The organism is Pseudoalteromonas ruthenica, from assembly GCF_008808095.1.
GTDB classification, from domain to species: Bacteria; Pseudomonadota; Gammaproteobacteria; order Enterobacterales; family Alteromonadaceae; genus Pseudoalteromonas; species Pseudoalteromonas ruthenica.
Genome location: NZ_CP023396.1, coordinates 2,307,560 through 2,321,457, shown reverse-complemented (window position 1 = coordinate 2,321,457; position 13,898 = coordinate 2,307,560). Strand labels below are relative to the sequence as shown.

Genomic DNA, 13,898 nt, shown 5'->3' with positions numbered 1-13,898 from the left:
TTTGCCCAAGCCCCTTTATCAAAGCTTAGTCTTAGCTATTCTCTACTTCTTGCTATTAGGCTACTGCCATTATGAATTTGTAGGCAAGCTTTTTGATTACATGAAGTTTAATTCTGAGCTTGACCTTCTTAAGGTGTTTGTAAGCATTATTTCTATAGTTTTAATCTATATTGTCTCTTACTCTAACCGCTTAAAGTATACGTATCTTCAGCTAGTCTATTGTCTGCTGTTAATTCCATCGCTTGTGCTATTTGCGTTTGGAGGTGGCGGATATGATTTTTACTTGACTACCATGATGGCGTGTCTTCTGATGTTACTGGCATCAAAGCTGTTTAGACCCAAAGTAATTGTATCCCACCAAATAAATACCATTGTACTGTCAAGGTTGCTCCTGCTGATGATAGCGCTGTATCTGTTGGGGATTATTGCTCAGGGTGGTTTATCTTATCTAAACTTTAACCTTTCTAAAGTGTATGAGATTAGAGATGAAGCAAACAGCAGTTTGCATCCAGTGTTTGCTTATTTAAGCCCCATTGTAGGGAAAATATTCATACCTCTTGTCATCGTGATGTCGGTAATTCAGAAGCAGTATTTGTATGCGGCTTTAGGGGTTGCAAGTTCGATAATGGTATTTGGCTTAACGGCTCATAAATCGCCACTTATTTACCCAATACTGATATTAGCTGTTTATACGATCCCCAAGAGAATGATCGCGCGGTTATTAGCTGTTGGCGCTATTAGCCTAGTCGCAATATCGATTCTGGACTTTACTCTTAAGCAAGAGCTAGACAGCCCATTATTAGGTTGGTTTGGCTCATTAATATCGCGCCGGGCTATTTTAATTCCTTCTCACTTAAACATGCTTTATCTCGAGTTTTTTAGCAATAACCTTCATTATTACTGGGCTGACAGTCGCCTGAGCTTTGGGTTAATCGAATCTCCCTACCCAGTGACAGCAGCATTTTTGATGGGCCAAGAGATTTTTTCAGACCCTGAACTATCAGCAAACACTGGCTGGGTCGGTTCTGGATATGCTAATGCAGGATTATTGGGGGTCGCATTTTACTCACTACTAGTTGGTGTTATTATTTCCTACTTTTCCTCTTTGGGGGAAAGGTGTGGTGAACGATTCATTTTCAGTGCCACCTTCATTTTAATGATAACAATAATACTGTCAGCAGATTTAACTACCGTAATACTCACTCACGGGCTAGTAGCGTTTCTCTTAATTACGATGCTAATAAAAAGAAACGCGTTTCATTAATACTAAGAAGCTTTAAAGAGAATTTATTTTGCAAACAAATGACATGCATATTTGTCACCTTACATCCGTTCACAACCGCTCAGATACCCGCGTTTATTTGAAAATGTGTGAGAGCTTAAAGTCTGCCGGATATAAGGTATCTTTGGTTGTTGCCGATGGCCAAGGAGATGAAACCAAAGATGGTGTCAATATTTTTGATGTTGGCACAGCTTCATCTCGTTTTAGCCGCATACTTAAAATTCCAAAAGAAGTAGCTGTAAAAGGCCTTGAACTCAATGCAGACGTTTACCATATGCATGACCCTGAGTTACTCACAGTAGCAAACTTACTGAAGAACAATGGCAAAAAAGTTATTTTTGATGCGCATGAAGATTTCCCTAAGCAACTATTGTCAAAGCCTTATTTATCAAAACCAGTAGCCAAAATTCTCTCTTTTGCTGCTGATAGTTATGAGAAGTATAAGGTGCCAAAACTAGATGGCATAATCGCCGCGACCCCGGTCATTCGCGACAAGTTTAAGAATATGAATACCAATGTGGTAGACATTAACAACTATCCTATTCTTGGTGAGCTTCAGCGCTCAGGCAATGTTGAGAGAGAAAGTTACTTTGCCTACGTAGGTGCATTTAGTAAAATTAGGGGAATTGTTGAACTGGCACAGGCTTTGTCGATTAATACTAGTCTCACGCTGAAAGTGGCAGGTAAGTGTCAAGAGCAAGAAACTCTGCGACAGGTAAATGAATCCCTCGGAGCTGGAAATATTGAATTTCTTGGTTCTGTAGACCGTAAAGGTGTTCAACTCCTTTTGGAAAAGGCAATTGCAGGGCTGGTTACCTTCCTACCAGAGCCGAATCATGTCGAAGCTCAACCTAACAAATTGTTTGAGTATATGTCTGCTGGTTTGCCTGTTATCGCGTCAAACTTCCCTCTGTGGCGTAATGTTGTTGAAAAACATGAATGTGGTATTTGTGTTGACCCAACAGATCCCCAGCAAATAGCGGACGCGATGCAGTTTCTGGTGGACAACCCTGAAAAAGCGAAACAAATGGGAAAAAACGGGGTCGCAGCCGTTGAGAGCAAGTACAGTTGGCAACCTGAGTTTGCCAAGCTTAAAGCATTTTATGAAAAGGTTTCACAATGAAAGTTCTTACCGTGATAGGGGCGCGGCCGCAGTTTGTTAAGGCCGCTGTAGTTTCTAAAGCTCTTAGAGAAATACCTGGTGTTAAAGAGATCATCGTTCATACGGGACAACACTTTGATGAGAATATGAGTGACATCTTCTTTACGCAAATGGAGATACCTAAACCAGATTATAATTTGAATATCAACTCTGGTTCTCATGGCGTGATGACAGGTACAATGTTGGCAGAAATAGAGTCTGTTATACAACGCGAAAAACCAGATTGGGTCCTTGTTTATGGCGATACAAATTCTACCTTAGCAGGGGCTTTAGCTGCGGTAAAACTTCATGTCAAAGTTGCTCATGTTGAAGCTGGCTTAAGAAGTTTTAACAAAAAAATGCCAGAAGAAGTGAATCGGATACTGACTGACAATATTAGTGATGTGCTGTTTTGTCCAACTAAAACGGCAATGGCAAATCTCGAGCTGGAGGGGTATGCCCAAAAGCCGGCCCAAGTCGTTGAAACCGGTGATGTCATGTATGATGCTGTGCTTCATTTCAAGGATAAACCCTCTGATAATGAAGTTTTAAAGGACACTTTGGCAAAACACAGTAAGTTTGTACTGGCTACCATACATCGAGCTGAAAACACTGATAGTGAAGAGAAGCTGCGCAACATATTTTCTGGGTTAGAGGAAATAAACCAGCAAATTCCAATTGTTATGCCTATTCACCCAAGAACAAAGCAGAAATTAGCCGAGCATAATATCAGCACCAATATTGATCTGATTGCTCCTGTTGGTTACGTCGAAATGTTAAAGCTCATTAATGCAAGTAGCTTTGTTGTAACCGACAGTGGGGGCCTACAAAAAGAAGCGTATTTTTTAGGGCGTGAGTGCATTACGGCACGTGAAGAGACTGAGTGGGTTGAGCTTGTTGAAGCAGGTGTAAACACTCTGGTCGGCTCTGATACTCAAGCAATGATCAAAAAGGCATCCCAGATTATCAATAGCGCAGGAATAGACAATCAAGGCCAGCTTTATGGAAATGGCTCAAGCGCAAAGGAAATAGCAAAGTTTTTAGCAGGTAACCATGAATAATAAAGAGCAATTAATCTCTCGTTTTGAGTCACGTTCAGCAACAATAGGTATTGTTGGTCTGGGTTATGTTGGTTTACCTCTACTTTTGAGGTATAGCTCCATAGGCTTTAATGTGATCGGTATCGATATAGACCCCAATAAAGTCGAGCAGATAAACTCCGGTAAAAGCTACATAGAGCACATCGCTTCAGATGCGATAGCAGCAGCGGTCACCAGCGGAGCTGTCGCTACTTCAGACTTTGCTCAAGCTGCGAAGTGTGATGCCATTATTTTATGTGTTCCTACTCCGCTTAATAAATACCGAGAACCAGATTTAAGTTACGTCACATCGACGATGGACTCATTACTGCCACACCTTATATCGGGACAGGTGTTGTCTCTTGAGAGCACCACTTATCCTGGAACTACCGAGGAAGAGTTGCTTCCTAGGATTGAAAAGTGTGGGTTTACAGTGGGAGACAACTATTTCTTAATATACTCACCAGAGCGCGAAGACCCAGGCAACCCAGATTTTCAGACTAATACAATCCCAAAAATTTGTGGTGGTCATACCAAAGAATGCACAGAAGTCGGCATATCGCTGTACTCACCTGCGATTGATAGTGTGGTGCCTGTTAGCTCCACTAAAGTGGCTGAAATGACAAAGCTACTCGAGAATATTCACCGAGCAGTGAATATTGGCTTGGTCAATGAAATGAAAGTAGTCGCTGATCGTATGGGAGTAGACATTTTTGAGGTGGTTGACGCTGCAGCAACAAAACCTTTTGGCTTTACTCCTTATTATCCAGGACCAGGTTTAGGCGGCCATTGTATCCCTATAGACCCATTCTACCTGACTTGGAAAGCCAGAGAGTATGGTTTACATACCCGCTTTATTGAGCTCTCTGGTGAAGTGAATCAGGCCATGCCAGAATACGTTGTTAGTAAACTGATGGATGGTCTAAATGACTCTGGTAAAGCGCTCAAGGGGAGCAAAGTACTGGTCTTAGGGATCGCATATAAGAAGAATGTTGATGACATGCGTGAGTCTCCTTCCGTGGAAATCATGGAGCTCCTAAGAGCAAAAGGGTGCGATGTATCATACAGCGATCCTCATGTTCATGAATTTCCACGAATGCGAGAGCATGATTTTGATTTACGCTCCGAAGAACTCACAGCTGAGTCGTTGAGTGAGGTTGATGCTGTCGTATTGGCAACCGATCATGACAAGTTTGATTACGAACTTATCCTCGAACACGCTCCTTTAATCGTTGACACCCGTGGCAAATATAGAAGTGCCTCGCAGAAAGTTATAAAGGCCTAAACCATGAAAAGATTCGCACTAATCGGAGCTGCCGGATACATTGCTCCTCGCCATCTCAAGGCTATCAAAGAAACAGGTAACGAATTGGTCGTTGCCATGGATACTAATGACTCTGTGGGTATAATGGATAGCTACTTTCCCGAGGCCGAGTTCTTTACTGAATTTGAGGACTTTACCGCTTTCGTTGAAGATCAAAGTATGCAGGGCAAAAAGCTTGATTACATTGCTATTTGTAGCCCTAACTACCTCCACGCGCCGCACATGAAGTATGCTTTTAAAAATGGCATAGACGTTATCTGTGAAAAGCCTTTAGTACTTAATTCTGCGGATATGGATATCTTGAAAGAGTATGAGGAGAAATACAGTGCACAAGTTAACTCAATACTTCAGTTAAGGTTGCACCCTGCGATTATAGCGTTAAAAGAGAAAGTCGCAGCCGCACCCGCTGATCATATCTTTGATGTTGACCTTACCTATATGACTTCTCGTGGTAAGTGGTACATGAAGTCATGGAAAGGGTTCGACCATAAATCTGGCGGGGTAGCAACGAATATAGGCGTACATTTTTATGACATGTTGCACTTTGTATTTGGTAAGTTGCTGAGTAATGAGGTGCATTACCGTGATGAAAAAACAGCAAGTGGCTACCTCGAGTATGAAAAAGCACGTGTGAGGTGGTTTTTATCCATTGATGCAAATAACTTACCTGAAAATGCCGTAAAAGGTGAAAAGCTCACCTACCGTAGCATCACCATAGGTGATGAAGAACTAGAGTTCTCAGGCGGGTTTACGGACCTTCACACACAAAGCTATGAGTATATCTTGAAAGGGCAAGGCTTTGGAGTTGATGAAAATCGGGTCGCCATAGAGACAGTCGAAGCAATTCGTAAACAGCCTCTAGTAAATGCCGGTGATCGCGCTCATGCTCTGCTAGCGAAGGTGCTCTGATGACGGTTATGATTCACGAAAGCGCAATAGTCGACGAGGGCGCCGAAATAGGAGAAGGCTCCAGAGTTTGGCACTTTGCTCATGTATGTGGGCAAGCTCAAATAGGTAAAGGCTGCTCGCTAGGGCAAAATGTTTTTGTCGGTAACAAAGTTACGATTGGTAATAACGTTAAAGTACAGAACAATGTTTCAGTCTATGACAACGTCTTTCTTGAGGATGATGTGTTTTGTGGACCGAGTATGGTTTTCACGAATGTTTACAATCCTCGCTCATTCATTGAACGAAAGTCTGAGTACAGAGATACGTTTGTCCGAAAAGGCGCCACGTTGGGAGCCAACTGCACCATTGTGTGCGGTGTAACCATTGGTGAATATGCGCTAGTAGGTGCAGGTGCTGTGGTCAACAAAGATGTAAAAGCTTTCGCTTTGATGGTTGGCGTACCTGCACGTCAAGTTGGCTGGATCAGTAAGTATGGTGAGCAGCTAGATTTACCCCTTGAGGGAAGCGCAGAAGCTCGTTGTGTACACACTAACGAGCTGTATTCATTAGTGAATGGTAACCTATCGATAAAGGAAGAATAAATGCACTTTATTGACCTTGAAGCACAATATAAGCATTTACAAAATAAAATTGATGCGCGTATAAAAACGGTCCTCGAACATGGTCAGTACATCATGGGTCCTGAAGTACGCGAGTTAGAGCAACAGCTGGCCGATTATGTCGGTGTTAAACATGTGATTTCATGTGCGAATGGAACCGACGCATTAACACTGTCTTTGATGACATTGGGGATCGAAGAGAATGACGCTGTTTTTTGTCCAACGTTTACCTTTTTCGCCACCGCCGAAGTTATATCATACGCTGGTGCAACACCTGTTTTCGTGGACTCTGATGAGGACACATTCAATATCTGCCCCGTCCACCTTGAGAAGCAGATAAAAAGCGTAATTGAACAGGGTCTTTATACACCCAAGGCAATTATAGCTGTCGACTTATTTGGTCTGCCAGCAAACTACCCTGAGTTAGAGCGTATCGCTGAAAAGTATGGGCTCAAACTCATCGAGGATGCGGCTCAAGGATTTGGAGGCGCTATAAACTCACGCCGAGCTGGTAGCTTTGGAGATATTGCTACAACAAGCTTTTTCCCTGCTAAACCTTTAGGTTGCTATGGCGATGGCGGTGCTATTTTTACAAATAGTGACGAATACGCAGAGTTGTTAAGATCCTACCGTGTTCATGGTAAGGGAAAAGACAAGTATGACAATGTGCGTATAGGAATGAATAGCCGGTTAGATACCATCCAAGCGGCCATACTACTGGAAAAGCTGGCAGCATTCCCTGAAGAGTTAGAGAACAGAAATAAAGCAGCACAGCGCTATGAGGAGCAATTAAGCGGTAAGTTTAAAACTCCTAAAGTGCCCTCAGGTTACCTCAGCTCTTGGGCTCAGTATACGTTAGTGAGTGATAACCGAGAGTCAGATATGCAAGCTTATAAAGCACAAGGTGTCCCTACTATGATTTACTACGGTACCTGCATGCACCAGCAGAGTGCTTTTGCTGAATTAGGCTATGAAGATAAAGACTTTCCTGTTGCCACTAAATTGGCGCAGTCGGTGTTTAGTCTGCCCATGCATGGATATTTGTAGTTATTTGATTTTTAATATTTTAAAAGGATTTTTAATGTCAAAGCAGTTGTTTATTGTTTCATTATTCGTAAGTTTTTTATTTGGATGTGGAAGTAACGAAAAGAGTGATGAAACAACTCCCCAACCTCCGTCACAAAAAGTAACTATTGACGTAGACCTGATAAGTGATCTTCCAGATACTGCGATAAGCTCTCAAGCTTTTTCTTTTGAGTTCGATTCAGCTGTCAGCATATCTCCGCCAACAGGCAGTGCTTTCACAATTTTGCTTAACGATAATATTGTTAGTGAAAGCACCAGCTATTCTATGGGTGATAGTGTTCGATTTACTGCTATAGCGCCAAGCAAGCCTGGTGTCAGGCTCGAAGAAAGTATTACATTAGGCAATATAACGTTTGCCCTTAGTTCATCGTACCAACCGAAAGAGTTGTCACAGCAAACGCAAGCCTACTTGAATAATTTGGATCAGCAACTTGCTTTCATTAAAAGTGAGCCTCACTTGCTAGTGGATGGTTATTTGGTGAGTGATAACGATGTTAACTCACATCGTTTTACCACTACATTTGCATCACATAGCAACGGTGTTGATGTTCCTGAGGGGTGGCTAGTAGGAGCGAGTTCACTCCATGAAATTAACTTCATATTTGACGGCAACAATGTTTACCTGACCACAGGTGGGTTTGAGCAAAAGAAACCCATTCAAACAGGTGAGTTTCTGCCTGATTACCCAGAGTTTTATGTCGCCCAAGCAAACTCTCAGGGAGTCGAGATCCGCTTAGCTTACTTGCATAGTAATGCATATTTCATTAACTCGTTAATTCGAGCCTATGTGATGAGTGGCAAGGCGGAGTATCTAGAGCTAGCAAGGAAAAACGGCCTGTATCTAGCTAATCGCGTTTTAGCTGGGGAAGGTCAGTATGCACGAAGGTTTCTTACAGAAAGTGCGCCTTTGCCAACAGGAATGGATAACGGCATCATTGTGGAAACATTGTATCTTCTTAGTAAGTACACTAATGATGATGTCTTCCAAGTCAAATTGGAGCAGTTGAGCAATGCTTTTGAGCATACGACTGAAGGCGTGTGGAATCATTGGACTAACTCAGTTATTGGCTTACTTTACGCGGAACGGGTAACTCAACCACAAGATTCGTTTGCCAAGCAGGTAATAGCTGATAACTCGCCGTCGCTATTGGCACAAATAGAGAACTTTAGCGGGCTCATCCCTTACGTTATGAAAGAGTCCTCTGCGAGCTATCCAAACTTCAAAAAAACGTACCATACTTATGACATGATGCTAGTAGCCAAATTGGAGTGGCAAACTAAGCAGAACTTAGGCTTTAGCAGCGTGTTTCAAAGCATGCTTGATGAAGCTGTGGTTAATTATGGTCCCTACTATGCTAATAACGTAGAAGCTTTGCTGTACGCAAAGTACGCTTTTGATTTTGATGCCACGAATTGGCTACAAACTAATGAGGCCTTTTTGGATAGAGAGGCTAATTCGCTTATTGGTGCTGTATCGTTGATTCGTGCGAACTCAGCCTATTTAGCATTGGCTCAACGCGACTACTATTAAGCCCGACTAGGCTGTGGCGATATCAATCGCCACAGCTTATTACTTACTCCCCCTCACAACTTTCTATATCTCTTTGATAACATGATGCAAGAAACGAGAAAGTCTGTGCAAAACCATTGCTAAAATACTCTGGCCATTGAAAGCTAGGGTGTCTATAGCGACTCGAAGCTGGCCCAGTGTATGTCTCTATTAACGCATGTGATAGTGGGAAGCTGTTTGCTAGACGTCGCATTCCCTGAGCATACTTCTGTGAGCCAGAAAATGCGTAATAACCAACTAATAAGGTTCCTGATAACTCAAATGGGCCATAGCCGTTGTCATCACCTAGAGTCGAATATGAGTAACGGTACAAGCCATTTCTGCCATCCAAATAATTAGTTTGCAGTAGTTGAAACTCTCCCTCTGACTCGCGTGTTTGTAGCGCAAATGTTTCAAATGTGTGCCTAAATCCTGCTAATGCATCTACATAAAGACTGTCATTATTTGAACCGGCCGCATCAGCAAATGATTTAAGCCAAAGAGGCATTCTGTGAGAGTGAGAGGAGTCTATTGCTATATCGCTGACTTCAGAGCGCTCTAAAGCTGAACCTAGAGTGGCGTGACCTGCGTAAGCGTAATCTCGGTGATCATGCCATTGACCCTTTTGAAAAAACCAAGCAGTGCCATCAAAGCTACCTTGAGTGGTGATCACTTGCCTTGTCACCGCTTTAATTTCGTCTGCAGGTCCATATTCCTGACCTAAAGCGCTCTTAATGAAAGCTAAATCATTCATTATTGCCAAAGAAAACATTTCTTCATCAATAATGGCGCCATAGTAGGCGTAATCATATGCGGGCGAGCTAAGTTTCCACTCTAGTCGTTGCTTAATGCCTGTGAACTGCAAAGAAGCGTCCCAATGAACCGCATCAAGGTTATACCATAGCTCATTTAAAGCGCTTTCTATTCGCTCTAGCAACAGTAGGTTTACAGTCTCATTCTCTGACCAGCGTGATGACTCAATTTGTAGTTTTAGATATTGACTAACGAAATACAGAAACTGAGTTTTTATAACTCGGTTTTCAATATCCTGTGGATAGAAAGCACTTTCCACATTGGCAAAGAATTGTTCAAAGTTATGTCGAGGGTCATCGTTAAAACGCTCTTTATGTTGATACGCGTAATGCATGGGTAGCATTAATACATTGGCCGTGTCATATGCATAGTCATTTTGCCAAAGCGGCTCCGATGTAATTAAGTCGGTTATATTTTCTTGCCATAATTGCTGCACCTTATCACTGTGTAGGGTGGTTGGCTCTATCGGGGGCTCCGGTTTGGTAGGTGGCTCTGTTGTTGGGTCAGAGCCTCCACAGGCTGAAATTAATAAAGATGAAGTAAGCAAGAGTGAAAGACGCATTATAAATCCTTTAAGGCCTTCATGGGCGTTAGGGTGAGAGCAAGCAATACTAAATAGTTAAATACCATTATTGCACTGTATCCTAGCAAAAACGTACTGATAGTGAAGTGCTGGGTCGTGGTGGCAATGGCGAAAAGAATGATACCTGAGCCCCTAAATGCATCCCAAAACATCATTACTTTGTTCTTTTCAAGCATATTAAGGGTGTTGGAAATAACACCAATAGAAAGTTGGCAAAAAAACATGGGTGTCAGCAACAGGATAAAATCAGCGACACTAAGCCACTTATCGCCGAGGAATGTAGTGACTAAATATGGAGCTGTTATAGCTAGGGTCGAGAAAAAGAGTAGAGATAAAGCCGAGGATTTGACCAAAGTTGCTCTAAATAGTCGCCATTTTGCGGTGTTCAAATCGCTGTGTGCAAATTCGCTATTATACACTTGGGATAGTGCTTGCCCTATGAGAGCTGTTGGCGCAGCCAGAATTCGCTGTGTCATGAGGAAGAGCCCTGCACTAGCTGCGTCATAGTTAATACCAATAAAGATAGTGGGCATTTGCATACTAAAGGTATTTAAAAGGCTCGCTGGGGTTGTGTATTTAACAAAAGGTTTGCCCTTGCGTAAGGTCGCCAAAACCTTGCGTTTACTAAATGCAATATTTTCTATCTTGGTTTTATATAGGAGGTATCCACACGCGTAAATGCGCCCAAACACTTCACCGATTATTAGCCCAAGAGGCAAAAAAAAGGCAGCAGATTGGGCCGCACCTTGGGTAATTGCTCGAGCAACTTTTGCGCGTGATGCCGAGCTAAAATCTTGTACTGAAATGGCAAAGTTAGTGAATAAGTTAAAATAAGCTAGAAACAGCGCCGCTACAGGAATCAATAACGCCGCAACAACACTTATATTTAGGGTATTGGCAATATCACTTTTAAATATGAAAAAAATTGGCAAAAACAGCAAGCCCATCAATAAAGCAATAAACACCACTCCCAGCTTCATTCTCTGTCTTTGGACTTGAGAGCGTAAATTGAAAAAGGACAGCTCCAGCTTACCTGTGAAGAGAATCGCTAAAACTGCGCTGCTGCTCATAAGTATGCCTAATTCTCCAAAGGCTTCTTTAGAATAAAGGCGAGCCAAAAGTGGAGTGAGTGCTAGTGTTATAACCTGAGCTAAAACACTGCCTGATAGCAGCGTTAGAACTCGTTTAATAAAAGGTGAAAGCATTGAGAGCCTTTGCTTGTTTCGCGATCTTAAAGTGGAGTTTTTTTGAGCCTCTGTAGTTTACTTGGTTGCTTTAATGTCGGCAATCTCAAAGGTGGGCTGAATGTGGTATTAAAAAAACTGCGAAGTCATAGCAAAGCTAGAAGTTAACACCGAGTTTTAGGTTAAAAAGCGTGTGGGCTTGATGTAAACTATAGGGACTTCCCACAGACAGAACCGCACATGTTAAATACTGCTTTTAGTCCTTGGCCCTCTTACTCAGAAGAGGAAGCTGAAAAGGCAAAACAAGTCCTGTTGAGTAACAAAGTGAATTACTGGACAGGAGATCAGTGTCGCTCATTTGAAAGGGAGTTTGCGGACTTCGCTGACAGTCAATTCGCCATCGCTGTGAGTAATGGTACCAACGCGCTTGAATTGGCATTGCACGGAATCGATATCCAAGCTGGTGACGAGGTAATCGTTCCCTCTCGTACCTTCCTTGCAACTGCAACATCAGTCATTACTGCCGGTGGTGTCCCTATATTTGCTGATGTACTCAGTGATTCCGGTAATATTGACCCCGACTCTGTCGCTTCGCTCATAACTGAGCGAACTAGAGCGATTATTTGTGTACATCTTGCTGGGTGGCCTTGTGATATGGATCGGATTATGGCCATCGCAGCGCAACACAAGCTTTTTGTAATAGAAGACTGCGCGCAAGCACATGGTGCCAAATATAATGGCCGCTCGGTCGGGTCTATTGGTGACGTTGGTTGCTGGTCTTTTTGTCAAGATAAGATTATGACCACGGGCGGTGAAGGGGGCATGGTCACTACCAATGAGCAACAGCTGTGGAGCCGAATGTGGTCTTTTAAAGATCGTGGGAAAAGTTACGACGCGGTCTATCATCGTCAGCATCCACCCGGATTCAGGTGGCTCCATGAAAGCTTTGGTACCAATTATCGTATGACCGAAATGCAGGCTGCGATTGGTCGCATCCAATTAAAGAAAATGTCGCAATGGACAGCGCAGCGCAACGACAATGCAGATACGATCCGTGAGGCTCTGCAAGGTATAGAAACAATTGAAGTACCAGTCTATCCAGCGAATATAATTCACGCTCAGTACAAACTGTATCTTTATATCAAACCTGAGCGCCTCTCACAGCATTGGCATCGTGACCGTATCGTTGCTGAAATAAATGCCCGTGGTGTCCCTTGTTATCAAGGCAGTTGTTCAGAGATATATTTGGAGAAGTGCTTTGACGATGCAGGTCTCGCCCCGGCACATCGATTACCTAATACGAAAGCACTTGGAGAGCGAAGCTTAATGCTATTGGTGCATCCCACGCTCACATCACAGGAAATTGAAACCACAGTGGCGGCTTTAAAGTCGGTGTTAACCGAGGCTATGGGGTAAAGAGTGAAAAGAGTTTTTGATATCGTTTTTTCCGCACTGCTTATATTGCTGCTAGCGCCGATATTATTCATTACGGCGGCTTTAGTGGCGTTGAAACTTGGTCGACCAGTTATTTTTTCTCAGGTTCGTCCAGGGTTGCATGGCAAACCATTCAAGATGTTCAAGTTTCGCTCCATGACTGACGGTAAAGATGAGCATGGGGAGTTACTCAGTGATGAGCAGCGGTTGACTCCATTTGGCGCAAAACTAAGAGCCACATCATTGGATGAACTTCCTGAGCTTTTTAATATCTTAAAAGGAGATATGAGCTTTGTTGGCCCACGGCCTTTGTTGATGCAATACCTGCCCTTGTACAACGAGAGGCAAAGTAAGCGCCATAATGTGCGTCCTGGACTAACAGGGTGGGCGCAAATAAACGGTCGAAATGATATGTCTTGGCAGGATAAGTTCGAACATGATGTGTGGTACGTTGAAAACCAAAGCCTAGCATTGGATATCAAAATTATGTACCAAACCTTAGGCAAGGTCATTAAAAGTGAGGGTGTTGTGGCTGAAGGGCAAGCAACAACTAAGTTTTTTGAGGGTAATGATAAGTAATGGACGCAGAACAGGTTCAACAACGAATTCGTTTTTTACTACATGGCTGCGACCATGCATATCGCGAATATTTGCAGCATAACAAGGCCTATGCTTTCGCTTATGCGCTGTATTCTTATAACCAGCAACTCAATACGCTTATTATGGAGCTTGGGCACCAGCTGGATGAGCCCGCGCAACAGGCTGCGTTGCGTCTTAGTTTACATATCAATATTTGGTCACAGCAGTGGCGTGAGTTACAACAGAGCCTAAAACCTACTTTAGAGCAGCCCTTTGTTTTTAACTCGATACACCCCTTACCTGCAGATGCAAAAACATACTTTTTCTCGAGCTAGC

Annotated in this window: 13 protein-coding genes; 11 read left to right on the top strand and 2 right to left on the bottom strand. The window is 42.9% G+C overall.

Annotated elements, in window-relative coordinates; genetic code table 11:
* The first annotated feature begins 1 nt into the window (after position 1).
* Genes PRUTH_RS10825 through PRUTH_RS10790 form a run of 8 tightly spaced genes read left to right on the top strand, consistent with a single transcriptional unit; the run spans position 2 to position 8,951 of the window.
* Positions 2-1,264 carry a hypothetical protein gene (locus tag PRUTH_RS10825; protein ID WP_151173256.1) on the top strand — a complete coding sequence of 421 codons (1,263 nt, stop codon included), beginning with the start codon at positions 2-4 and terminating at the stop codon, positions 1,262-1,264.
* A 28-nt stretch (positions 1,265-1,292) separates the two neighbouring features.
* Entirely contained in the window at positions 1,293-2,405 is a 1,113-nt protein-coding gene (locus PRUTH_RS10820; protein WP_218939679.1) for a glycosyltransferase family 4 protein, read from the top strand.
* On the top strand, positions 2,402-3,484 hold the full coding sequence (gene wecB / locus PRUTH_RS10815; RefSeq protein ID WP_151173255.1) for a non-hydrolyzing UDP-N-acetylglucosamine 2-epimerase: 1,083 nt from the start codon (positions 2,402-2,404) through the stop codon (positions 3,482-3,484). Before PRUTH_RS10820 ends, wecB begins: the two co-directional genes overlap by 4 nt.
* The gene (locus PRUTH_RS10810) at positions 3,477-4,787 is read left to right on the top strand and encodes a nucleotide sugar dehydrogenase (RefSeq protein ID WP_045980386.1); all 1,311 of its coding nucleotides are present in this window, start codon (positions 3,477-3,479) and stop codon (positions 4,785-4,787) included. The genes wecB and PRUTH_RS10810 overlap by 8 nt, the downstream gene beginning before the upstream one ends.
* Positions 4,788-4,790: 3 nt before the next feature.
* Positions 4,791-5,735 (top strand): Gfo/Idh/MocA family protein, encoded by a 945-nt coding sequence (locus tag PRUTH_RS10805; protein WP_151173254.1) that lies wholly within the window; start codon positions 4,791-4,793, stop codon positions 5,733-5,735.
* Positions 5,735-6,316, top strand: a complete 582-nt coding sequence (locus PRUTH_RS10800; protein WP_045980384.1) for an acyltransferase — start codon at positions 5,735-5,737, stop codon at positions 6,314-6,316. The genes PRUTH_RS10805 and PRUTH_RS10800 overlap by 1 nt, the downstream gene beginning before the upstream one ends.
* Positions 6,317-7,381, top strand: a complete 1,065-nt coding sequence (locus PRUTH_RS10795) for a DegT/DnrJ/EryC1/StrS family aminotransferase (protein WP_151173253.1) — start codon at positions 6,317-6,319, stop codon at positions 7,379-7,381.
* A 34-nt stretch (positions 7,382-7,415) separates the two neighbouring features.
* Positions 7,416-8,951, top strand: a complete 1,536-nt coding sequence (locus PRUTH_RS10790; RefSeq protein ID WP_151173252.1) for a hypothetical protein — start codon at positions 7,416-7,418, stop codon at positions 8,949-8,951.
* A 43-nt stretch (positions 8,952-8,994) separates the two neighbouring features.
* Here the strand turns inward: PRUTH_RS10790 and PRUTH_RS10785 are convergent, their stop codons facing one another.
* Both PRUTH_RS10785 and PRUTH_RS10780 read right to left on the bottom strand, forming a co-directional pair.
* On the bottom strand, positions 8,995-10,344 hold the full coding sequence (locus PRUTH_RS10785) for a hypothetical protein (RefSeq protein ID WP_045980381.1): 1,350 nt from the start codon (positions 10,342-10,344) through the stop codon (positions 8,995-8,997).
* Positions 10,344-11,570: a lipopolysaccharide biosynthesis protein gene (locus PRUTH_RS10780; protein WP_151173251.1), complete on the bottom strand. Its 1,227-nt coding sequence runs from the start codon at positions 11,568-11,570 to the stop codon at positions 10,344-10,346. Before PRUTH_RS10780 ends, PRUTH_RS10785 begins: the two co-directional genes overlap by 1 nt.
* Before the next feature lie 219 nt (positions 11,571-11,789).
* On the opposite strand from PRUTH_RS10780, the gene PRUTH_RS10775 reads away from it, so the two are divergent.
* The 3 genes from PRUTH_RS10775 to PRUTH_RS10770 are packed head-to-tail and all read left to right on the top strand — an operon-like array spanning position 11,790 to position 13,897.
* The gene (locus PRUTH_RS10775) at positions 11,790-12,965 is read left to right on the top strand and encodes a DegT/DnrJ/EryC1/StrS family aminotransferase (protein WP_179954345.1); all 1,176 of its coding nucleotides are present in this window, start codon (positions 11,790-11,792) and stop codon (positions 12,963-12,965) included.
* A gap of 3 nt (positions 12,966-12,968) precedes the next feature.
* The gene (locus PRUTH_RS19210) at positions 12,969-13,562 is read left to right on the top strand and encodes a sugar transferase (protein ID WP_045980378.1); all 594 of its coding nucleotides are present in this window, start codon (positions 12,969-12,971) and stop codon (positions 13,560-13,562) included.
* On the top strand, positions 13,562-13,897 hold the full coding sequence (locus PRUTH_RS10770; RefSeq protein WP_151173250.1) for a hypothetical protein: 336 nt from the start codon (positions 13,562-13,564) through the stop codon (positions 13,895-13,897). The genes PRUTH_RS19210 and PRUTH_RS10770 overlap by 1 nt, the downstream gene beginning before the upstream one ends.
* Position 13,898: the final 1 nt, after the last annotated feature.

Excerpts from the sequence above, each read along its gene's own strand:
- wecB (WP_151173255.1), top strand. The coding sequence starts at position 2,402 with ATGAAAGTTCTTACCGTGATAGGGGCGCGGCCGCAGTTTGTTAAGGCC.
- PRUTH_RS10810 (WP_045980386.1), top strand. The coding sequence starts at position 3,477 with ATGAATAATAAAGAGCAATTAATCTCTCGTTTTGAGTCACGTTCAGCA.
- PRUTH_RS10805 (WP_151173254.1), top strand. The coding sequence starts at position 4,791 with ATGAAAAGATTCGCACTAATCGGAGCTGCCGGATACATTGCTCCTCGC.
- PRUTH_RS10800 (WP_045980384.1), top strand. The coding sequence starts at position 5,735 with ATGACGGTTATGATTCACGAAAGCGCAATAGTCGACGAGGGCGCCGAA.
- PRUTH_RS10795 (WP_151173253.1), top strand. The coding sequence starts at position 6,317 with ATGCACTTTATTGACCTTGAAGCACAATATAAGCATTTACAAAATAAA.
- PRUTH_RS10790 (WP_151173252.1), top strand. The coding sequence starts at position 7,416 with ATGTCAAAGCAGTTGTTTATTGTTTCATTATTCGTAAGTTTTTTATTT.
- PRUTH_RS10785 (WP_045980381.1), bottom strand. The coding sequence starts at position 10,344 with ATGCGTCTTTCACTCTTGCTTACTTCATCTTTATTAATTTCAGCCTGT.
- PRUTH_RS10780 (WP_151173251.1), bottom strand. The coding sequence starts at position 11,570 with ATGCTTTCACCTTTTATTAAACGAGTTCTAACGCTGCTATCAGGCAGT.
- PRUTH_RS10775 (WP_179954345.1), top strand. The coding sequence starts at position 11,790 with ATGTTAAATACTGCTTTTAGTCCTTGGCCCTCTTACTCAGAAGAGGAA.
- PRUTH_RS10770 (WP_151173250.1), top strand. The coding sequence starts at position 13,562 with ATGGACGCAGAACAGGTTCAACAACGAATTCGTTTTTTACTACATGGC.